Below are 21,023 nucleotides of genomic sequence, written 5' to 3'. Positions count from 1 at the left end.
GAACTCACGCGGCCTCCCGATACACGAAGCGAATATAGAGACGCGACAGCACGATCGTCAGAATGAGCAGGATGATCGCCTGTGCGGAAGCCATGCCCTGATCGAAGAGACGAAAGCCGACGCGCTGGATATAGACGCTGATGAATTCCGTCGCGGCGCCGGGCCCGCCGCGCGTCATCGTGAAGACGGCGTCGAACATCTTCAGCATATCGGCGGAACGAAGAATAAGAATCGCAGTGAGACCCGGAAGAAGATACGGACGCTGCAGGTGCCACAAAATCATGCTCCACTTCGGCGTTTCGAGGCGCGCTGCTTCTTCGGCTTCCTTCGGCACCATCGAAAGCCCGGCAAGCAGGATCAGCGCGCAGAAGGGCGTCCATTGCCAGATATCCATGATCATCACGGAGACGAACGCGAGCGTCGGGTCCGCAAGCCAGTCCTGCGGCGGAATGCCGATGAGACCTGTCAGATAGTTCGCCACGCCGAACTGCCGATTGAATATCAGGCGGCCGATGAGCCCGACCACCGCATACGTCGTCGCCATCGGAATGACGAGACTCACGCGCGCCGCCGCCCGCATCCACGGCAGCTCCGTGCGATGCAACAGCAGCGCTGCAAAGAGCCCGAGCGCGACTTCGATCGGCAAGGTCACGCACAGGAACAATGCCGTGCGTCCGAGCGCTTCCCAGAAGGTCGGATCGGTCAGCGTCGCGATGTAGTTATCGACGCCGACGAACGGCGTGCCCGAGGCCAGGTCCGCGAGCTTGTATTGATGAAACGAGTTATAGAGCGCAAGCAGCAGCGGATAGATGCCGATGATCGCGAGCGCCGCGATCGCGGGTATCAGGAACCAGAAGGCGGGCGAACGCGGCAGGACGCCGAAGTAGCGCGCGGGCTTGCGCGGTCCGCGCGCATGCATTACAGGTGATGCCATTCGATCGCCTCCGGTCCCGTGAACAGAATTACTTCAGCAAAGGCTTCTTGCCGTCGTAATAGCCCGCTTTCTTCAGGATGTCCTCGGTCTTCTGACCGATGGTCTGCGCGCCCTCCTTCACCGTCACCTGGCCGAGCATCATCTTGCTGCCCCATTCGCCGATGACTTCTGAAATCGCCGGCCACTCCGGGAAGCGCGGACGATAATCCGGCACGCCGCCCTGCCACGATTCGACCATCGGCTTCACGAACGGATACTTGTCCTGCACGGCCTTGTCCTCATAGATCGCCATGCGCGCCGGCACGCCGCCCGCTTCGAGATAAGGCTTCGCCATGGCTTCGGACGTGATCCATTGAATGAAGAGCCACGACGCGGCCTGCTTCTTCGCATTCGACTTCGCGTTCACTGCAAGCGAGAAGCCGCCGAGCGCGGGCTTAAGTCCGGCCGGTCCCTTCGGTTCGGTCGTGATCGCGAGACAGTTGCCGATCTTCGACTTGCTCGGATCGGTGAGCGTGGGATAGAACGCGGACCATTCGGTAATCATCGCGACCTGTCCTTGCGCAAGCGCGTTGACCGCTTCGGCGTGATCGAAGTCGACGATGCCCGGCGGCATGTACTTCATCAGCTTCTGCCGATATTCGAGGCCCGCCTGCGATTGCGGCGACATCAGATTCGACTTGAACTTCGCATCGAGAAGCGACCCGCCGTTCGGCCACAGCACGCGCATGAAGCTATCGGCCGACTGCGTTTCGCCTCGCCGCGATTGCAGCGCGAACGCGAACTTGTCGCCCTTCGTGAGCTTCGGCGCGTAGGTGTTGAGCAAGTCGTCCCAGGTCTTCGGCGGCTCGTCGAAGCCCGCGTCCTTCAACATGCACTTGTTGTAGAACATCAGGCCCGAGTAGTTATCGAACGGCAGGCCGTAGGTGACCTTGTCCCAGGAGCCGAACGAATCGAGCAGGATCGGAAAGAAGCCCTTCAGGTTGAGATTCGGATCCGCGAGCTTCGGATCGTCGGTGAACTTCTTGATCGGCACGAGCCACTTGTTGCTCGCGAATTCGCCGATCCACACGACGTCCACGAGCACGATGTCCTGGTCGCCGCCGCCGACGAAGTTGAGCACTTCCTTTTCGCGCGTATTCTCATAGGGAATCACTTCCCAGCGCACCTTGATGCCCGTTTCCTTTTCGAACTGCGGAATGAGTTGCTGCGCGGCCTTGTAGCCGGGACGATCGAGAAAGATGGCCTTGATCGTGGTGCCCGAATACGGCTGCGCCGCTTCCTTCAGAGTCCAGGCCTGCGCGTTCGATGTTGCGAACGCCGCGCTCGCCGTGAGGAGCGCGACTGCCGCGGCGTGTTTGATCGGACCGGCTTGCATGGCCGGAATGAAGCGCTTCTTCATGCCTGTCTCCTTGGTATTTTTCGAGCGGATACGGCTTCTCTGGTGCGTTCGTTCGTGATCCCTGGTGCGCGTCGTTTCACTTGTAATTTCGGTTTTACAATTGTATATTTTGGCGCGAACAGCTTGTCAAGAACAAATTCGACGACGCATCGGATGCTGCGCTGCCGCAGCAGCAAACGGGAGACAACGCATGAGCGCAGTTCATTTGCAGCAGATCCGCAAGGCATTCGCTGGCGTCGACGTGCTGAAGGGCGTCGACATAGAAGTGACCGATCGCGAGTTCATGGTTTTCGTCGGTCCTTCGGGATGCGGAAAGTCGACCTTGCTTCGCACCATCGCCGGACTCGAACGCTGCGACTCAGGGCAAGTACTGATTGGCGGCGAGGACGTCACCGAACTCGAGCCTTCGCAACGCGGCGTCGCGATGGTGTTTCAGTCGTATGCGCTTTATCCGCACATGTCGGTGTACGAGAACATCGCGTTCGGTTTGCGCATGCTCAAGTTGCCCGAAGCGCAGATCAAGGAACGCGTGCATCGCGCGGCCGAGATCTTGCAGATCGGCCAGTTGCTCGAACGGCGTCCGCGCGCGCTGTCGGGCGGGCAGCGTCAGCGCGTGGCGATCGGCCGGTCCATCGTACGCGAGCCGAAAGTCTTTCTCTTCGACGAGCCGCTCTCCAATCTCGACGCCGCATTGCGCGTGCAGATGCGCCTCGAACTCATCAAGCTGCACAAGCAGCTCAATGCGACGATGATCTACGTCACGCACGATCAGACCGAAGCGATGACGATGGCCGATCGCATCGTCGTGCTGAATCATGGACGCGTCGAACAGATCGGCTCGCCGCTGGAGCTGTATCGCACGCCGCACAATCGCTTCGTCGCGGGTTTCATCGGCTCGCCGAAAATGAACTTCATGGATGTGCGCGTGATGCGCGTGGATGCTATGGGCGTCACCATCGAATTGCCGGGCGGCGAGTCGTTGACGCTGCCGTTCGCGGCTTCGTCCGTGCACGCGGGCGAGACGCTTACGCTTGGCATCCGGCCCGAGCATTTCGTCGAATCGGGCGGCGGGGATATCGACAGCGGCCTTGCAGGCGAAGTCATGGTGATCGAGCATCTCGGCGGCGAGACGCTGCTGCATGTCCGTTTGCCGAACGAACTCGTGATTCAGGTGAAAGGCTCGGGCGAATCGACGGCCGTCGAAGGACAGCGCCTGAACGCGGGCTTCAGCATTCGCCATGTGCATCTGTTCCGCGAGGATGGCAGCGCGCTGGAACGCATGCGCCCTGTCGCCGAAACCGCGACCGCCTGACGATCGACGTCGCGGAAAGACTCTCGTAAGCGAAGACAGCGGCATACCCATGCTCATCGACCGGCGGTCGCCTGTGCGGAAGCGCCGCGTGTCCCATTTTTGGTGCGCGCCCGCCGTTCGCAGCGATCATTTTCCCGGCGCCGGCACTAGTCGGGATTACAAATGTTCCGGAATCGCTATATACAAAACTGCAAAACGCCATGCCGATGCAGCGCAATATGTGCTTGCGTTATGTGCGCCAGCCCACACAGATCATCACGCGTTACGGTTGCGTTACGTGACTCGGGATGGCTGAACGATGCGTCCACACGCAAGCGCAAACGCTCCCCTTAAGAGGCAAACGTTGTCTCCAAGGGGCTCACCGAATTTACTTGGATTGGACGACGCGCGATCATAGTTTCTGGCACGACTCGTGCAACCGCTTCCACGACCAACTGGGAGGGATGGCTAGAGCATGAAAAGAACGACACACGGCTCGCCTGTCGCGAAAGCCGCGCCGGAGTCAGATCATGCATTCAGGCATCGCATACTCGAAGGCCTCAAGGCCGGAGAATTCTGCATCGCCTATCAGGGAATCTACCGAGTCCACGGCGGCGAACTCGCGCAAATGGAAGCGCTTATTCGCTGGCGTCATCCGGAATACGGCGTATTGCTGCCAGGCGCATTCAGCGAGGCGTTCAAGGACGCCGACATCATGCGCGAACTGACATGGTTCGTGCTGGACGCGGTCGCGTCCGAGATTGGCGAGTGGCGCGAAAGTGGCGGCGCACACTATTCGGTCGCCGTGAACGTCCCGCCATCGGTCGCGGCGTTGCCGGGCTTCGCCGAGCGGATGGAATCGATTTGCCGCGCGCACGACATCACGCCCGATTGCATCGAACTCGAACTGCTGGAAAGCGAAGATCTCGCGCGCATGCCGGCGATGCGCAAGGTCGTGCGGCGTCTCAAGAACAAGGGCGTGAGCGTCGCGATGGACGATTTCGGCACCGGCTATTCATGTCTCGCCGCGCTCGGACCGATCGACTTCGGCACCGTCAAGATCGCGAAGGAACTGCTCGCCGAAGCGCCGCGCTGCCCGAACGCGTGTCTGGTCTTTTCGTCGGTGCTCACGCTTCTTACGCGGCTGAAGGTGGCGATCGTCGTCGAAGGTGTGGAAACGGCCGCGCAGGCGCAATGGATTGCGCAGTGGCCGCACGTGCTCGCGCAGGGTTTCTTTCTCGCGCGACCCGCGTTCGGCATCGGTAATGTGCCGGGCGCGCTCATCGGCCGGCCGGGGACGCGGCGCAAAGAACAGCAGACCATTCGGCTCGCGGATGCAGCATGAGGAACTGAAGCGTTTCTGGCAGCCCTCGTAAAAGCCAGGACTTCGCCGACGCGTGCATGCGTCGGCGTTTTTTTGCCTTAAATCCGCGTGCGCGTCAAATCGGTCTTCGGCGCGCTCAGCTTCAGCCCGGCAATCGCCGCACGCGTGCCAGCATCGACCGGCAGTCCCCATCGCTCGAAGAAATCCGTCAGATCGAGATTGGCCGCCATGCACGCACGCAGCACGAAGCGTTGCACTTCGTTCTGGTCGCCGCCTTCATCCTCCGTCAGCGGATGCCGCCGATACAGCTTGTGCAGCCGCGCATAGAAGCCGTTGCCGAGTGCGCGGCGCAACTGCTCGTACATGACGAGCCTGATCCAGAGCGCTTCCGATGGCATCGGAAACGACGCATCGTCGAGAAAATTGCGTGACGGCTGCGCGAAATACTGCGCCGCGAGATCGATGCGATTCTTCTTGCCGCGCGCGTCGACGACTTGCAGCAGCGGCGAAGGCATCGGCGTGCCGAGGCGTTCCAGCGCATGCAGCGAATAGACGTTCACCGTCGTCTCCGTCACGCCCGGCCATGTCCAGTCCCATTGCTGATACATGTGTCCCATCTCGTGCCATACGCCCCATTCGTCGGCTTTCGCGGGCTTGAGCAAGGTCTCGGCCGCGCTATTGAGCGGCAGGCCGATCATGTAGTACGTCGCGTAGAGATACGTGTTCTGCAACTCGGCGTGGGTCGAAATCGCGTCCTGCACGAAATGCACGCGCAACGGCGACGGCGCATCGAGTGCTTCCGTGCCATCGAGTCCGGACAGTTCGTCGTGATAGCCCATGATGCGCTCGACATAATCGAGCAATGCGGCCGGATCCGCTGCGCCCGACTTGTCGTACATGGCGCGCGCGACGGTGAACATCGTGCGCTTGCCGACCATCTCGACGAGCGGCGCATCCGCATGACGCTGCAGCATCGCGCGCCATTCGGCGGGCGTCGTCGCACCTTCGACATAGAACGGCACCGGCTTGCCGCCTTCGCGCACGATGACATCGATCGACGTACGTGGCCTCTCGTTGTATCCGCTGTCGATGTATTCGAAGTAGAGCAAGCCATCGCGCGATGCGACGAACGCGTTGCGTCCTTCGGTCGCGAGGATCGTTTGCGGATCGCCCGCGGCTTGCCGCCGATAGAAGCCGTTCTTGTTGCCGACCATGACGATGAGGCCATCGGGACCATCGTCGGCGAGACCGTTCACATCGATCACGACGGTTTCGCCCTTCGACACATGCAGCCCCGACGGATGATAGTCAGTCCAGCGAAAACCGCCGAGCCGTTCGGCCTCGATCGCATCGGGTGCATACGCGCTCAAGTGATAGCGCCTGCCGATGTTGTCGTAAGTCGAGCGCGCCGAAGCATCGAGCGTGCGATACGCATGATCGCCGCCATCGCTTCCGGTCTTGTACAGACGCCACTGTCCGGCCTGCGCATTGACTTCGACGGACGCACCGTCGCGCAACGCATGATGCCCGACGACGAGTCCCGTCTTCGTGCCGGTGGCCGCGATGGTCACGACGTTCGCATCGGCTTCGATGCTCCAGTTCTGCCGCGCATCGCCCGATGGCGCTTCGAGCTCGACACGCGCGCCGAGCGTCACGTAACGTCCATATAGCTTCGAGTAAAGACGAAAGCCGCTGCCTTCCTTGTCGATGGTCCAGATCTGGCTCGCGGCGCGTTCGGGCGTCCACTCGGACTGCACGAGCGCGATCGTGCCATCGCGTTGCACTTGCGCGGTCAGCGCCTTGAAAGTTGCATTCGAAACGATATAGAAGTCGCCTTCCTCGACTTTCGCGCCTGCGCCGTAAGGCACCTGCATCGCCCCGGTCTTCGATGCGAAACGCGATACCCGCACCGCGTCGTGCGGATAAAACGTCACGGGCGCGTAGTAGCGCGATGCCGCGTGTGCGTCGCACAGGGCGAAGATCAACAGCCATGACCGCCATCGCATGCGTGGCCTCCCCGATACATCGGCCGTATTCCGGCTCTTCGTCGCATATCTGGAGCTTGCGCCTGATGCCGAGATACTGCCGTATCCCGCCGTCGGCGTCGAGCCCGGACATCACGCGATTGCCGCATCATGCGTCGCGCGCTTTGCGATCAACGCGATCTCGTCGTATCGACTGCCTTAATGAAGCGGATGGCGTTTTCCGCGTCGTCCCGGAACAAGCGTCCGATTACGGCGTCGATGCCGGCGCCGGCTTGCCCGCCTTCTGCGCATTGATCTTCGACTGCGCGTTTTGCAGATTCTGCGGATAGTTGGTCTGCTCGCCAGCGGGGTTGTAGCCGTTCTGCTCGAGTTGCTTCAGCTCGGCGTTCTTCTTCGCGCGCGCTTCCTTTCGCTGGGCTTTCTTGATCTGCTTCGGCGTGGATGCGGCCGTGTCTTGCGCCTGCGCGATGGGCATCGAGACGAAAGCGGCGACGGACAGCGCGAGGACGGCCAACGGTGCGGTGCGTTTGTTCATGATCGATCTTCTCCGGATGGATGGCGGCACTGGACAACGACGCTTGCGGACAACGCTGAAGCAATCGGCGATCCAAGCGCGGATGAATCACCGATCGACGATACGGCTCAGATTGCCGCGCACGCGTTGCAGAAGCGCGATCAATTGCTCGCTTTCCTGCCGGCTGAAGCCCGCGAGCGCTTCTGCTGCGATCTCGTCGCCGACGCGCCGCGCGCGGTCGAGCGCCTTCTCCGCCTTCGCGGTCATGCGAACCTGACGCTCGCGACGATCGTCGGGATTCGGGCGGCGCTCGATCCAGCCGCCCTCTTCCATGCGATCGAGCAGACGGCCGGCGGAAATCGGCGCGACTTCCAGCAGCTCGGCGAGCCGCGCCTGATTGACCTCGCCGTAATGCGAGAGATACGCGAGCACGCGGCATTGCGCGCGCGTCAGATTGAGCGATGACTTCGCCAGCACGTCGAAGCGGTTGCCGCACAGGCGGTCCACGTCCGCGACCAGAAAGCCGAAGCGTTTGTCGAGTTGGGTTTCCATCGCGCGATTATATGTAACGCCTTTCGATGCGCGCATCTCGTGCACACCCGGTAATTGACCGCATTGCGCGAGATCGCGGCCGCTCTATAATAAGCCTGCTTATCATCATCGTACTTACAAAAGCCGCCGCCTTGCGGCCACGTCCATGTCCCTCGAAGTCCCCACGGAACGCGCCGCAGCGCCATTGAACCGCGGCATGCTGACTGTCTCGATCATGCTCGCCACGCTGATCCAGACGCTCGACAGCACCATCGCGAACGTCGCGCTGCCGCATATGCAGGGCACGCTGTCGGCGTCGCAGGACGAAATCACCTGGGTGCTGGCCTCGTATATCGTCGCCGCCGCGATCGCTACGCCGCTCACTGGCTGGCTCTCGGACCAGTTGAGCGTGAAGAAGCTGCTGTGTATTTCGATTGCGGGTTTCACCGTCGCGTCGGCGTTTTGCGGGCTGTCGGAGACGCTCACGCAGATCGTCGCGTCGCGGCTGTTGCAGGGCGTGTTCGGGGCGTCGCTCGTGCCGCTGTCGCAATCGATCCTGCTCGACATCAATCCGCGCGAGAAACAGGGCCAGGCGATGGCCGTCTGGGGCATGGGGGTGATGGTCGGTCCGATTCTCGGTCCGACGCTCGGTGGCTGGCTCACGGACAGCTACAACTGGCGCTGGGTCTTTTTCATCAACGTGCCGATCGGTGCGTTCGCGCTCTTCGGCGTAGTGACGTTTCTGCCCGCGCAGGTCGCGCGCCGCGCGGTGAAGTTCGACGCGTTCGGCTTCGCGACGCTCGGCCTTGCGATCGGCGCGTTCCAGGCGATGCTCGATCGCGGCGAACAACTCGACTGGTTCGGATCGATGGAAATCCGCATCGAGGCGATTCTCGCGGCGCTGAGTTTCGTGTTCTTCATCGCGCATACGGCGACGGCCGGGTCGCGCTCGTTCTTCAAATATCAGTTGCTGAAGGACCGCAACTTCGCGACCGGAACGTGCTTCATCTTCGTGATCGGCGCGGTGATGTACGCGACGCGCGCGCTGTTGCCGCCGATGTTGCAGAACCTGATGAACTATCCGGTCGCGACGACAGGCCTCGTCACGGCGCCGAGCGGCGCGGGCACGATGATCGCGATGCTCGTCGCCGGACGCCTGCTGAAGCACATCGATGCGCGTGTGCTGCTGCTGTCGGGATTTCTGATTTCGGCGTTCGCGCTCTGGCAGATGATGCATTACACGATCGTGCTGTCGGCATCGGATATCGTTTGGCCGGGCGTGATTCAGGGCTTCGGGCTGGGACTCGTGTTCGTGCCGCTGTCGGCGCTGACGTTTTCGACGCTCACGCCCGAGTTGCGCGCGGATGGCACCGCGACTTACAGCCTGATGCGCAATATCGGCAGCAGTATCGGTATTTCGATCGTGCAGACGCTGATGACGCGCAACACGCAGGTCGCCCACGCGGACCTCGCCGCGCAGGTGACGCCGTTCAATCCGGCGATGCAGCCGATGCTGTCCGGCGGCTCGATGACGGACATGGCGATGCTCAATCAAACGATCACGCAGCAGGCTTCGATGATTGCTTATCTCAACGACTTCAAGCTGATGTTTGTCGCGACGTTGTTGGTGGTGCCGTTGCTGCTGCTGATCCGGCCGGCGAAGAAGACCGCGGCGGAGGAGTCGGTGGCGCATGCGGCGATGGATTGAGGTTCGTGTTTGCGTCTTTTGTGTGGCTTTCCCTCGGGCTCGTTTCGTGAAATCCTAATTTCACAGGATTCCACGACCAAAAATCAAACACCGACAGCAGCCTTCTCCAGCATCCCCCCAAACGCATCCGCCGACAAAGGCATCGCCAGCAAAAACCCCTGCATCTCATCGCACATCATGTCCTGCAAGCGATCGAGCTGCGACCCGGTCTCGACGCCTTCCGCCACGACATCCATATCGAGCGAATGCGCGAGCGCAATAATCGCCGATACGATCGCGCGCCCCTCCTGCCCGTTCTCATCCAGCCCGTTCGTGAAGAACCGATCGATCTTCAACTGCTTCGCCCGAAACCGCTGCAAATACGCGAGGCTCGAATATCCGGTGCCGAAATCGTCGATTGCGATCTCGAAACCGTTCTCCTGAAACGCGCGAATCATCTCGATGGTGCGCGGCGCGTCCTGCATCGCCACCGACTCGGTGATCTCGAACATGATCTGCTCGCTCTCGACGCCTTCCTCGCGCACGATCGTCATGATGTTCGCGACAAGATCCGCCTCGTGCATCTGCCGCGGCGACAGGTTGATCGCCACCTTCACCGGCGGACGCCCTTCCGCGCGCCAACGCGACATGTGCCGGCACGTTTCGCGCACGACCCAGTATCCGATCTGCACGATCTGTCCGGAACGCTCCGCGATCGGGATGAACTCGAGCGGCGTCAACGTGCCGATCTCCGGATGATCCAGCCGGATCAACGCTTCCGCGCCCGCCAGCTCGCCGCTTTTGCCTCGGAACTTCGGCTGAAACAGAAGATAGAAATGGCCGCCATTCAGCGCCTCGTGCAACGCCTGCTGAATCTGCAGCGTCCGCACCGCCGCCTCGTTCATGCTCGCCTCGAAGAAGCGATAGGTGCTGCGCCCGCCGCGCTTCGCTTCGTACATCGCGACGTCCGCGTGCTTGAGCAGCGATTCGACGCTGTCGCCATCCTGCGAAAAGAGCGCAATGCCGATGCTCGGCATCACCTGCAACGGATGACTCCCGACGACGAGTCCCTTTTTCATCGTATCGAGGATGCGTTCGGCCATCTTCTCGGCATCCGTCGGCGCGTGCAGGTGTTCGAGCATCACGACGAACTCGTCGCCGCCCAGACGCGCCACCGTGTCGCCGCCGCGCACGCATTCCTGCAGACGTCGCGCGAATGCCTTCAGCACTTCGTCGCCGACCGTATGGCCCAACGAGTCGTTGATCGTCTTGAAGCCATCCAGGTCCATGAAGAGAATCGCGAAACGGCTGTCGCTGTGACGCGCGTTTCGGATCGCGCGATCGATGCGCTCGTTCATCGTGCGGCGGTTCGGCAGGTCCGTGAGCGTATCGAAGGTCGCCATGCGTACGATCTGCCCGTTCAGCCGCGACACCGAACCTGCAAGCAGCGCCGTGCGCGCATCGAAGCGCGACAGCACGAGCGTGATGATCAGAATGGTCAGCGTGAATAGCACGACAGTCGTCGCGAGCCAGCGCGAGTCGATGTCGTTGGCCGCGCCGCAGATCGAGCCCGGCAGAAACTCCGCCGCCGCGTTGCCCGTGTAGTGCATGCCGGTGATCGCGAGGCCCATCACCAGCGCCGACCCGAGTCGCTTGGCGAGCACGTTGGTCTGGTTCGCATCCGAGAGCGTATGGGCGATCCACAACGCCGCCCCCGATGCGACCACCGCAATCACGATCGACGCCGCGAACAGCAGCGGATCGTACGTGATCGCGGGCTGCATCCGCATCGCGGCATCGCCCGTGTAGTGCATCGCCGCGATGCCCGCGCCCATCAAGAGACTGCTCGCGACGAGGCGCTTCATCGTCAGACGCCTGCTCGTGATGACGAGCAGCGCGAAGAACGACACGAGCACCGCGATGCCGAGCGACCCGGCGGTGATCTTCAGGTCATAGCCGAGCGGGATAGGCAATTCGAACGCGAGTACGCCGATGAAATGCATCGACCAGATGCCGATGCCCATCGACGCCGCACCGCCCGCGAGCCAGACGTGCCGCGTGCGCGACTGCGCAAGCGATGCGATGCGGCCCGAGATATCGAGCGCAGTAAAGGAAGCGAGCGTGGCGACTACGAGCGATGCCGCGACCAGCCAAAAGTTATAGGTGCCGTGCATGATTGCCGTAGACCGAGAGACCCGTTTGCGTGAGCGTCTTATCGGCTTTCGTCAGGCGATCTTTAGGCCAAGATGAGAAATATTCGCAACACGGAATGCGCGAAAGTCAAAGCTGCGGATCGAGCAGCGCGGCCACGCGCTCCAGCAGCTTCTCGGTGAGCGAACGGCGGCGCCAGTCTTCGAGCGTGATGCGTTTCGCGCGGGCGACGTCGTCATCGAAAATCGCCGTTTGCTGGCGCGCGAAGTCGCGGTCGTAGATGTTCAGATTGGCTTCGTCGTTCAGCTTGAAGGAGCGGCTGTCGAAATTCGTCGAGCCGACCGACACCAGATACTCATCGACGACGATCAGCTTGCAGTGGAACATCGTCGGCTGATATTCGAACATTTCGACGCCCGCCGCGAGCAGGTCGCCCCAGCACGCGCGCGATGCCTCGCGCACCGTATGCGTGTCGATGCGCTTGCCCGGCGTGATGATGCGAACCCGCACGCCGCGCCGCGCCGCCTCGACGATCGCGTTGATCGTCAGCTTGTCCGGCACGAAGTACGCGCTCGACAAGTGGATGGAACGCGTCGCCGCGGTGATCGCCATGAGGTACATCAGCTGCATGTCGTCGCTGCCGCCGGACGGCGAGCTGCTGAACATGTGCGCGAAGCCGTCGCCCGCATCGTCGATGTCCGGGAAATAGCGCGGGCCGTGCAGCACGTTGCCCGTCGTCTTGATCCAGTTGTCCATGAACACGGCCTGCATCTGCCCGACGGCCGGGCCTTCGACGCGAAAATGCGTGTCGCGCCAGTGCTTCTCGTCCTGCGCGTGTCCGGTCCATTCCTCGGCAATGCCGACGCCGCCCGTGAAGCCGATGCGCCCGTCGATTACGAGCAGCTTGCGGTGCGTGCGGTCATTCATGCGGCCGAGCCCGGTCCAGTGCGGCTTGTGATACTGGATCACTTCCGCGCCCGCGTCGCGCAGCATGCGCAGATAGCGCTTGTCCATCTTCGACGTGCCGACCCAGTCGAGCAGCACATGCACCGATACGCCCGCGCGAGCCTTGTCGGAGAGCGCCTGCGCGATTTGCTCGCCGATCGCGCCCGACCAGTAGATGAAGGTTTCGAAGGTGATCGTCTCTCGCGCCGCGCGAATGCCTTCGAGCATCGACGGGAAAATCTCGTCGCCGTTCACGAGCACCTCGAAGCGGTTGCCGCCGACCACGGGCGGACCGAGCAGCAAACCCATCGAACGGAGAAACTGCGGGTCGTCGCTCGCGTACAGCCGTTCGATCCTGTGCTCGATCTTCTTTTCGCCGCTCGTCAGATTCGCGATCACCAGCACGACGACGAGCGTCACGACAACGGTCAGGACAATCAGGGCAATCGTCGGCATGCGCAGCCTCGCGAAGCGAACATTCGTCCGGATTCTAGTGCAAGCACGTTCCGGACCGCGCAACGGCCGCCGCTTTCCTTAGCTCTTCGCCGGCATCCAGCCCTGCTCCTGGCCGAGCTTGGCGATCTGCTTGGCGATGGTGTCGCCGAGGCGCTTTTCATCGGACGACACATCCGCGTGCTTCGTCTCCGACACCGCGTGCAGCCCGCCCGACACCGCGAGCGATGTCGCGACGTGCCCCGCCGCCGCGCCGACGCCCGCCATTTCCGCGACGCCCGGCGCGTGGCCGCTGTCGGCTTTCGCGTCGAATTGTTCGAGCAGTTGCGGCACGCCGTTCGCGGGCTTGAGGACGACCTGCACCGTCGCGCCGACCTTGCTTTCGCCCGCGCCGAGGCCGATCACCATGCGGCGGCGGCGATTGCCCGCATCGATCGTATTGATGCTTCCTTCGACGACGAGCACGCTCCGATCTTGCGGCGGCGGCACGTCGGCGCGGATCGCGGGCAGACCCATCGATTGCAGTTTGGCGACGATTTCGTTCGCGACTTCCTGGCGCGCCGCGATGGCGTCTTGCGTCTGCTTCCGCGCTTGCGAATCGCCGGACATCGCCGAGCCGAGCTTCGAAATCAGGCCGTGATTGTCGAGCTTGACGTCGTTCGCGTCGCTGGCGAATGCGTAGACGTAGATCGTGTCGGGGCGCACGGCGGGCGCAGCCGCGACGGTCTGCACGTACTGCCCGTACTGATTCGATGCCTGCGCCGGATTGCTCGCGCATCCCGCAAGCAGCGCCGTGCCGACGACGAAACCGGCGAGCGCCGCGCCGCGCACTTTCTTGAACAAGTTGATCGGGCTGGACATGTTGCACCTCCTGTGTGGATTCGTGGATGCGTGACACGGCTCGGTTCTCGCTGCTGCATCTGCTTCGTTTCACGCTGGACGCAACTATGGACGATGACCGCGGCGGAAGCCATCGAGCATTTATGTCGCGGGGTTTCACGGGCGGCGAACGCTTGCCGGACGCGGCTTCAGCAACGTACTGCGCTTATGGCTAACATCCCGGAACGCGTCGTGGCGAAATCGCCGGCGCATTCCGCCAACCCAATCGAAGGAGCAGATATGGATCTCAAGATCGGCAACAAGCTCGCGCTGGTATCCGGATCGACGAAGGGCATCGGACATGCCATTGCCGTGGCGCTCGCGCGTGAAGGCGCGCGCGTGATCATCAACGGCCGTTCGCAGGCGTCTGTCGATGCGGCGCTGGCTAAACTGCGCGAACTCGTGCCCAACGCGCAGGGCGAAGGCTTCGCCGGCGACGTCTCCGACGCAGCGCAAGTCGACGCGCTCGTAAAGCGCTTTCCGCACGTCGATATTCTCGTGAACAACATGGGCATCTTCGATCCGAAGCCGTTCGAAGAGATTCCCGACGACGAATGGCTGCGCTTTTTCAACACCAACGTGATGTCGGGCGTGCGCCTGTCGCGCGCGTATCTGCCGAAGATGAAGGAGAAGAACTGGGGCCGCGTCGTGTTCATCAGCAGCGAGAGCGGCATTCAGATTCCCGTCGAGATGATTCATTACGGCGTGACCAAATCGGCGCAGATTTCGCTCGCGCGCGGCCTCGCGGAAACCTGCGCGGGCACCGGCGTGACCGTCAATTCGGTGCTGCCGGGGCCGACGAGTTCCGAAGGCGTCACCGAGTTCGTCGAGAAACTGTCGGGCGGCAAGAGCTTCGGCGAATTCGAGAAGCAGTTCTTCGAAGAAGCGCGGCCCACGTCGATTCTCAAGCGCTTCATCACGCCCGAGGAAATCGGCAGCATGGTGGCGTACGTGTGCTCGGAGCTTTCATCGGCGACGAACGGCGCGGCGTTGCGCGCGGATGGCGGCGTCGTGCGCGCGGCGTTCTGAGCGCGCTAGGCCTTCAACGACGACGCCAGCTCCAGCGCCGCAACGATAGCCGCGACGGTTTTTTCGCGCGCGGCTTCGTCGTTCTGGCGCAGCGCGTAGGACGGGTGATACGTCGCGACGACCAGCTTGTCCCGATACGGCACGACGCGCCCGACATGCGCCGAAAGCGTCGCGCGCCGTCCGAAAAGCGCGGCCAACGCGGTCGCGCCGAGCGTGACGATCACCTTCGCGCCGACGTCGTGCAGTTCCTGTTCGAGCCAGTACGAACAGGCTTCGACCTCCTGCTGCGCGGGCGTCTTGTGCAGACGGCGCTTGCCGCGCGGCTCCCATTTGAAGTGCTTCACCGCATTGGTCAGATAGACATGCTCGCGCACGACGCCGGCACGCTGCATCGCGTCCTGAAGCAGTTGCCCGGCCGGTCCGACGAACGGCTCGCCCTTCAGATCCTCCTGATCGCCGGGCTGTTCGCCGAGCAGCATGATGCGCGCATCGGACGGACCGGCGCCGTGCACTGCCTGCGTCGCGTTGCGCCACAGATCGCAGCGGCGGCAAGTATCGAGCGATGTGGGCGCGTCCCGCTCCGGCTGCGCTGCGAGCGCATCGACCTGAACCGCCTTGCCGCCGAGCGCGCCGACGTTTTGCGCCTGCGCGACGCGTCGCGCGCCGCCGCGCGCATCGCTGACGAGCTTCGGGATCAGTGCGCCTTCCGGCAGCCCTTTCCAGAAACGCACCGGCATATGCTGTTCGAGCGCGGATTCGTTCAGTCGCGCCGGATTGAAGATGCTGCGGTAGTAGGTCATCCAGAGCGCTTCGGCGGCATCCGGCAAGACCGCCGCATGATCCGACGCCCGCGCGCGGCCGCGCTCCAGTTGCAGGCGCTCGCCGTCGAACATCGCGGCGCCGTCGGGCGTTGCGATGAGCCACGTCGAGCGTCCCATGCGCGCGGCGAAATGCTCCGCGCCCCACGCGAGCACGTCGTGATCCGGCTCGTACCACGCGACGAATTCCGGCGCGCCGAGCGACGCGTCGCGCTGCCGGAAGCGCACATACGCGATCATGTCGTGCTGCGCGCGGCGCACCGCCTTCGCCATCTTGTAGAGGCGCGCGCCGTCTTCATCGGCGGGCGATGCCACCGAGCGGTCGCCCTGCGCCCAGCGCCACAGCACGCGATATAAAAAGCTCCAGCGGCGCGCGTCGCGAAAATGCGCGGCGTCTTTCAGCAGCGATGCGAGTTCGCGCGACACGCGGATAGGCGGCGCATCCGCTGCCTTCGCCGCTTTTGCCGATCGCGCCGACTCGTTGAACAACGCCGGCTCCGCCTGAGCCGTACGCCAGTCGATCGATTCGGGCGGGAGCTTTTGCGCGAGCGCATCGAGCGCGGCGACGCGCCAGGCGTCGAATTCGTCGTCGATGGCGATGACGTGCATCAGATCAGCGAGAGCTGCACCGGGCCGGTCGCGAGCGCGCGCCGCAGACTGTCCGAAGGCGCTTCGTCGAGCGGCGGCCGGTAATCCGCCGTGACGACGAACGGCTTCACCTTGTCCATGCCGCAGCGCAGCCGCACGAGATCGTGATAGCGCACGCGCCGCTCGCGCCGCAACTCCACGATGCGCTTCGCGTTGCGCATGCCGATGCCCGGCACGCGCGCGATCATGCGCGCGGGCGCGGCGTTCAGATCGACGGGAAAGCGCTCGCGATGCGCAAGCGCCCACGCGAGTTTCGGATCGACATCGAGCGGAAGGTTGCCGGCATCGCCGAGCAGTTCGGCGGCGGCGAAACCGTAGCCGCGCATCAGAAAATCCGCCTGATACAGCCGATGCTCGCGCAAGAGCGGCGGCGCTTTCGACGGCACGCCCGAGGGGCTGTCAGGAATCGGGCTGAACGCCGAGTAATACACGCGCTTTAGCTGATAAGAGCCGTACAGCGTTTCGGCGGTGCCGAGGATCGTGCGGTCGTCGGTTTCATCGGCGCCGACGATCATCTGCGTGCTCTGCCCCGCCGGCGCGAACTTCGGCGCGCGCGGCTCCGCTTCCGATTCCTCGCGCGCGACGCGGATGTTGCCCATCGCCAGCTTGATCGTGCGGCCGCTCTTTTCCGGCGCGAGCCGCTCGAGGCTGATTTCCGTCGGCAATTCGATGTTTACGCTCAGACGGTCGGCATAGCGTCCCGCTTGCGCGATGAGTTCTGGATCGGCATCGGGAATCGTCTTCAGATGGATGTAGCCGCGAAATCCGTGCTGCTCACGCAGCAATTTCGCGACGAGAACGAGCTGCTCCATCGTGTAGTTCGACGAACGAATCACTCCGGAACTGAGAAACAACCCGTCGATGTAATTGCGACGGTAGAAATCCAGCGTGAGCGTAACGACTTCTTCCGGCGTGAAGCGCGCACGCGGCACGTTACTGGACCGGCGATTGATGCAGTACCGGCAGTCGTACAGACAAAAGTTCGTCAGCAAAATCTTGAGCAGCGAGACGCAGCGCCCGTCGGGCGTGAAGCTATGGCAGATGCCGGAGCCGGTGCTCGCGCCGAGGCCATCGATGCCGCGCGACTCGCGTTTGGGCGCGCCGCCGCTCGCACACGACGCGTCGTATTTGGCGGCGTCGGCGAGAATTTCGAGCTTTTCGGAGAGATCCATCTTGATTATGGTACTGTATGTTTATACAGTACCTCACGAGAGGCGCGGAGTCAAAGGTAATCACGGCATCGCACGCTTCGCGCCTGCCCTCGCAATCTCTTTCGGAGCCTTTCATGCGATTCGACTACAAGACGTTTCACATCGACTGCACCGCCCATCACGACGAAGACGGCAGCTACTACGCGCACGCACGCATCACGCGTCCGGCGGACGAGCGCACCGCGCATGCGGAAGTATTCGAATCCGGCGAGCTGGATGCGTTCGCGAGCGAGTCGGATGCCGTCCATTGCGCGCGGGCGTGGGCCATCGAGTGGTGTGACGAGGCGACTGCATGACAATTCGATTTCTTCCCGCGGCACGGTGATTGCGCAATGTAATCGGCGACGCCGCAGCTTTGCGCAAGGCGGCGCGCATCGAGATCATTGATCAACGGGAGGAAACCATGAAGAACGCCAAGAGAAGTTTGATTGTGTCGGCCATGATTCTGGGCTTGTCGGGCGCGGCATTCGCGCAAGGCGCGGGCGGCGGTGCCGGCGGCGGCGGCGCGGGTGGCGGCACGGCGGGCGGCAACGGGGCCGGTCAGGGCGGCACCGGAATGGGCACGCCGAACAGCAACGGTGTAACCGGCTCGACGTCGGGCGCATCGGGCTCGAACACGATGGATTCGTCCAAGGGCAGCAGCAAGATGCACAAGAAGGGCAGCTCGGGATCGAACATGTCGAGCGGCACCTCCGGCAAGTCGGAATAAACGTATTGAGTTTCCACGTTTCGGCGCGCCCGGACTTTCGCAAGTCCGGGCGCGTTTTTCGTGCTTCTTCTTTAAACCCGCACGCCTATCCCCACCAAGGTATCCCTGCCAGATAGGGATTTCTCGCGCCTTCCCATCGCCGTAAGGTAATCCCCGAGCGCCATTCGTCGCGCCCGGTGCGTCGTCATTTGTCGCGTCGGACGAAGCGAGCCCGCGCTCGATCCATTCATCCGTCCATCGGCAAAGCGGCAAGGAGTCCGAGACTCGCGTTCCCGGCTGCTTGTGCATTCGTTTCAAGGAGCTGGAACATGAAGGCAAAGATCAACCCGAAATTTCTCGCGATGATGGCAGCATGCGCGGTCGTGTCAGGAATCGGTGTCGCGCACGCGCAAGGCATGCCCGCCGATGCGCAGCAACTCGTCCAGACGATGCGCCCGATGTACATGTCGCAGGCCATGCCCGATGAATCTCAGACGCAAACCGCCGCGACGCCGCAACAAGCCTCCGGCGGCGACTCCGCGTATGGCGGCATGAAGCCCGCCTCCGCGAGCGGACATCGCGATAGCGACTGCAGCCCGGCGAACTGCAACGTTTTCTTCGGTCAGTAGGCGCGACGCCTTATTCCGTGTGAGTCGTCCAGGCGAATGTCGCGCTGACCGACTCGCCCGGTTCCAGCACCGCGCCGCCCTTCGCGGCGCGGTCGACATCGAGATTGACCCAGTCCGCCACGTTGCTCACCGGCTCAACGCAGAGCAAATCGGGATGCGACTTCGGTGCATACACCACCAGGGCATCGAACGGCGCTTGCGCGCTGAGCGTGACCGCGCGGCGTTCGTCGGGCCACGCGATCGTCGCCGTGCGCGACCAACCGGCGAAGTTGTTGTCGAGATCGAAGGCATCGGCGGGCATGCCTTCTTGCGACGCCATCGCATCGACGCACGGATGCGCGCCCGCATGCGTGGGCAGCAGATCGGGCGTGCTGTGCCACATCGACGCGACGCGTGCGTGAACGCGCGTATTGCGCGTGCGCGGATAGTACGGGTGATGTCCCATGCCGAACGGCATCGGCCGATCGGACAGGTTGCGCGCGGAGAGCGTCACGCTTAGCGTGTGGTCATCGAGCGCGATGTCCTGCGTCGCCTCGTATGCGAACGGCCAGTGACGCGCGGCATCGCGCGAGGGTTCGTGCAAAAAATGCAGACGCGCGCGCGCGTCCGACACATCGCCGACACGCCACGGCAAGCGCCACGCGTTGCCGTGCAGCGCGTGCGCAAAGGCGTTGCCGTCGCCGGAAAGATCGATGAGCGCACCGTCGAACACGAAGCGCGCATCGCGGATGCGATTGCAGTACGGCAGGAGCGGAAAGCTCGCCATGCCGAGCGGATCGCGTGCGGCCAGCGCGGCGGGCGTCGCGGGACGCAACCAGTCGATCGTACGTCCGTCGCGCGTTTCGTCGAAGGCCGCGATCGATCCGCCCACGTGCGGCGCAAGCAGCACGCGCCGCGCGCCATGACGCAGTTCGACGAGGGGATCGGACGGCGCGGCGCTCAATATGCAAACTGCCGATAGCTTTCGTCGAAGGTGCGCGCCGTCGTTTCCACCTGAGGATTGAAGCGCAGCAGCCGCCGCGCGCGCGGAGGCAACGCGGCGAAGACGTCGCGCGGCACGTCGATATGCACCTCGGGCCGGAAATACCACGCGCGGCTGTAGCCGATCACGACCATCGGACGCGGCTCGCCGATGAGATTCGGCGTACCGCGATGCAGGCCGCGCACATCGCGAATCATCACGTCGCCGACTTTCATCGGCACGCGCTCGGCGGGGAAGCGCCCTGCTTCGAGACCGGCCAGCGCCTCATCGCGCGACATGCGATGCGTGCCACGCGTCGTTTCGAGCGGACCGTTGCGGTCATCGACATCGACGAGCGGGAAATTCACCGCTAGCTGAAACGAAGGCGTTTCCGGCGCATCGTCGAAGAGCGGCGGCGTATCGCGATGCCAGTCCTGGAACTCGGAGCCGAGCACCGGGGTGTCGGTGGCGAGCTGGCACATCACCGGATCGCGCCCGGCCACGCGTTCGACGATCCCGACGATGTCTTCATCGCAAAAGACCGACGGGTCCGCGAACTCGCCTTCGAACGGCAGGGTGACGTAATAGCGGCCCGGTCCGCGATTGCCGCTCGCCGACGCCTCGCGCGCTGCATCGACGTGCGGTTGCAGAAGCGGCGCGAACGCATCGCGCCATGCGTCGATCGTCGCGCGCGGGAAATGATCGCGCAGCAGGACGAAGCCGTCTCGTTCGAACGCTTCGGCGAGCGCGTCTCGCGCGCTCTCATCGTACTTGCCCATGCACTTTCTCCTCGTTGCGAGTCCGAAAACAGAATCGCATGCGTGTAATCCGCTCGTCAATATTATTAGTAATAACCAGTGAAAACCCTGAGCAGAAATGACCAATAAAAACGTGCTTTCCGCGTCGTTCATCACTAATATTAGTGGCAAGTTTCTCCGGCCCGCGA

Annotated in this window: 20 protein-coding genes; 8 read left to right on the top strand and 12 right to left on the bottom strand. The window is 63.0% G+C overall.

Features of this window, described 5'->3' with window-relative positions; all coding sequences use genetic code 11:
- Positions 1-4 precede the first annotated feature (4 nt).
- Both NCS02_RS24920 and NCS02_RS24915 read right to left on the bottom strand, forming a co-directional pair.
- Positions 5-934: a carbohydrate ABC transporter permease gene (locus tag NCS02_RS24920; RefSeq protein WP_235366216.1), complete on the bottom strand. Its 930-nt coding sequence runs from the start codon at positions 932-934 to the stop codon at positions 5-7.
- A gap of 28 nt (positions 935-962) precedes the next feature.
- Positions 963-2,333 (bottom strand): ABC transporter substrate-binding protein, encoded by a 1,371-nt coding sequence (locus NCS02_RS24915; protein ID WP_008347772.1) that lies wholly within the window; start codon positions 2,331-2,333, stop codon positions 963-965.
- Between the two features lie 190 nt (positions 2,334-2,523).
- On the opposite strand from NCS02_RS24915, the gene NCS02_RS24910 reads away from it, so the two are divergent.
- Together NCS02_RS24910 and NCS02_RS24905 are read left to right on the top strand one after the other, a co-directional pair.
- Positions 2,524-3,645, top strand: a complete 1,122-nt coding sequence (locus NCS02_RS24910; protein ID WP_250457200.1) for an ABC transporter ATP-binding protein — start codon at positions 2,524-2,526, stop codon at positions 3,643-3,645.
- Positions 3,646-4,099: 454 nt separating this feature from the next.
- Positions 4,100-4,969: an EAL domain-containing protein gene (locus NCS02_RS24905; protein WP_008347768.1), complete on the top strand. Its 870-nt coding sequence runs from the start codon at positions 4,100-4,102 to the stop codon at positions 4,967-4,969.
- Between the two features lie 77 nt (positions 4,970-5,046).
- On the opposite strand, the gene NCS02_RS24900 is transcribed toward NCS02_RS24905, so the two are convergent.
- On the bottom strand, positions 5,047-6,954 hold the full coding sequence (locus NCS02_RS24900; protein ID WP_250503590.1) for a M60 family metallopeptidase: 1,908 nt from the start codon (positions 6,952-6,954) through the stop codon (positions 5,047-5,049).
- Here NCS02_RS24900 and NCS02_RS24895 point away from each other — a divergent pair.
- The gene (locus NCS02_RS24895) at positions 6,953-7,135 is read left to right on the top strand and encodes a hypothetical protein (protein WP_008347765.1); all 183 of its coding nucleotides are present in this window, start codon (positions 6,953-6,955) and stop codon (positions 7,133-7,135) included. The genes NCS02_RS24900 and NCS02_RS24895 overlap by 2 nt on opposite strands.
- A 45-nt stretch (positions 7,136-7,180) precedes the next feature.
- On the opposite strand, the gene NCS02_RS24890 is transcribed toward NCS02_RS24895, so the two are convergent.
- Positions 7,181-7,468 (bottom strand): DUF4148 domain-containing protein, encoded by a 288-nt coding sequence (locus NCS02_RS24890; RefSeq protein WP_008347763.1) that lies wholly within the window; start codon positions 7,466-7,468, stop codon positions 7,181-7,183.
- An 87-nt stretch (positions 7,469-7,555) separates the two neighbouring features.
- The gene (locus NCS02_RS24885; protein ID WP_008347760.1) at positions 7,556-7,999 is read right to left on the bottom strand and encodes a MarR family winged helix-turn-helix transcriptional regulator; all 444 of its coding nucleotides are present in this window, start codon (positions 7,997-7,999) and stop codon (positions 7,556-7,558) included.
- A 145-nt stretch (positions 8,000-8,144) separates the two neighbouring features.
- Here NCS02_RS24885 and NCS02_RS24880 point away from each other — a divergent pair, with 145 nt between their 5' ends.
- Positions 8,145-9,686, top strand: coding sequence for a DHA2 family efflux MFS transporter permease subunit (locus NCS02_RS24880; RefSeq protein WP_250523320.1), 1,542 nt, complete (start codon positions 8,145-8,147; stop codon positions 9,684-9,686).
- An 83-nt stretch (positions 9,687-9,769) separates the two neighbouring features.
- Here the strand turns inward: NCS02_RS24880 and NCS02_RS24875 are convergent, their stop codons facing one another.
- From NCS02_RS24875 to NCS02_RS24865, 3 genes are all read right to left on the bottom strand, one after another.
- A complete protein-coding gene (locus NCS02_RS24875) occupies positions 9,770-11,839 on the bottom strand; it encodes a putative bifunctional diguanylate cyclase/phosphodiesterase (protein ID WP_008347756.1) in 2,070 nt (689 codons plus the stop codon).
- 106 nt (positions 11,840-11,945) lie between these two features.
- On the bottom strand, positions 11,946-13,217 hold the full coding sequence (gene cls, locus NCS02_RS24870) for a cardiolipin synthase (RefSeq protein WP_250503588.1): 1,272 nt from the start codon (positions 13,215-13,217) through the stop codon (positions 11,946-11,948).
- A gap of 78 nt (positions 13,218-13,295) precedes the next feature.
- On the bottom strand, positions 13,296-14,075 hold the full coding sequence (locus NCS02_RS24865; RefSeq protein WP_250503587.1) for a DUF4410 domain-containing protein: 780 nt from the start codon (positions 14,073-14,075) through the stop codon (positions 13,296-13,298).
- A gap of 258 nt (positions 14,076-14,333) precedes the next feature.
- Between NCS02_RS24865 and NCS02_RS24860 the strand changes: the two genes are divergently transcribed.
- Complete coding sequence (locus NCS02_RS24860; protein ID WP_008347750.1) at positions 14,334-15,122, top strand: SDR family NAD(P)-dependent oxidoreductase; 789 nt, start codon at positions 14,334-14,336, stop codon at positions 15,120-15,122.
- Positions 15,123-15,127: 5 nt separating this feature from the next.
- Here the strand turns inward: NCS02_RS24860 and NCS02_RS24855 are convergent, their stop codons facing one another.
- On the bottom strand, positions 15,128-16,549 hold the full coding sequence (locus NCS02_RS24855) for a UdgX family uracil-DNA binding protein (RefSeq protein ID WP_250520035.1): 1,422 nt from the start codon (positions 16,547-16,549) through the stop codon (positions 15,128-15,130).
- A complete protein-coding gene (locus NCS02_RS24850) occupies positions 16,549-17,760 on the bottom strand; it encodes a putative DNA modification/repair radical SAM protein (RefSeq protein WP_250440877.1) in 1,212 nt (403 codons plus the stop codon). Before NCS02_RS24850 ends, NCS02_RS24855 begins: the two co-directional genes overlap by 1 nt.
- A 113-nt stretch (positions 17,761-17,873) precedes the next feature.
- Here NCS02_RS24850 and NCS02_RS24845 point away from each other — a divergent pair, with 113 nt between their 5' ends.
- From NCS02_RS24845 to NCS02_RS24835, 3 genes are all read left to right on the top strand, one after another.
- The gene (locus NCS02_RS24845; protein WP_008347744.1) at positions 17,874-18,095 is read left to right on the top strand and encodes a hypothetical protein; all 222 of its coding nucleotides are present in this window, start codon (positions 17,874-17,876) and stop codon (positions 18,093-18,095) included.
- A 107-nt stretch (positions 18,096-18,202) separates the two neighbouring features.
- Positions 18,203-18,508: a hypothetical protein gene (locus tag NCS02_RS24840; protein WP_250503586.1), complete on the top strand. Its 306-nt coding sequence runs from the start codon at positions 18,203-18,205 to the stop codon at positions 18,506-18,508.
- A 308-nt stretch (positions 18,509-18,816) separates the two neighbouring features.
- Positions 18,817-19,116 (top strand): hypothetical protein, encoded by a 300-nt coding sequence (locus NCS02_RS24835; RefSeq protein ID WP_008347741.1) that lies wholly within the window; start codon positions 18,817-18,819, stop codon positions 19,114-19,116.
- Positions 19,117-19,126: 10 nt separating this feature from the next.
- Here the strand turns inward: NCS02_RS24835 and NCS02_RS24830 are convergent, their stop codons facing one another.
- Together NCS02_RS24830 and NCS02_RS24825 are read right to left on the bottom strand one after the other, a co-directional pair.
- Positions 19,127-20,059 carry an aldose 1-epimerase gene (locus NCS02_RS24830; protein ID WP_250503585.1) on the bottom strand — a complete coding sequence of 311 codons (933 nt, stop codon included), beginning with the start codon at positions 20,057-20,059 and terminating at the stop codon, positions 19,127-19,129.
- Entirely contained in the window at positions 20,056-20,856 is an 801-nt protein-coding gene (locus NCS02_RS24825; protein WP_008347737.1) for a phytanoyl-CoA dioxygenase family protein, read from the bottom strand. The genes NCS02_RS24830 and NCS02_RS24825 overlap by 4 nt, the downstream gene beginning before the upstream one ends.
- Positions 20,857-21,023 lie beyond the last annotated feature (167 nt).

It is taken from the genome of Caballeronia sp. NCF2 (genome assembly GCF_023631205.1).
In the GTDB taxonomy this organism is placed as follows: domain Bacteria; phylum Pseudomonadota; class Gammaproteobacteria; order Burkholderiales; family Burkholderiaceae; genus Caballeronia; species Caballeronia zhejiangensis.
The sequence above is the reverse complement of the archived record's forward strand: the minus strand, read 5'-3'. Positions and strand labels throughout refer to the sequence as shown.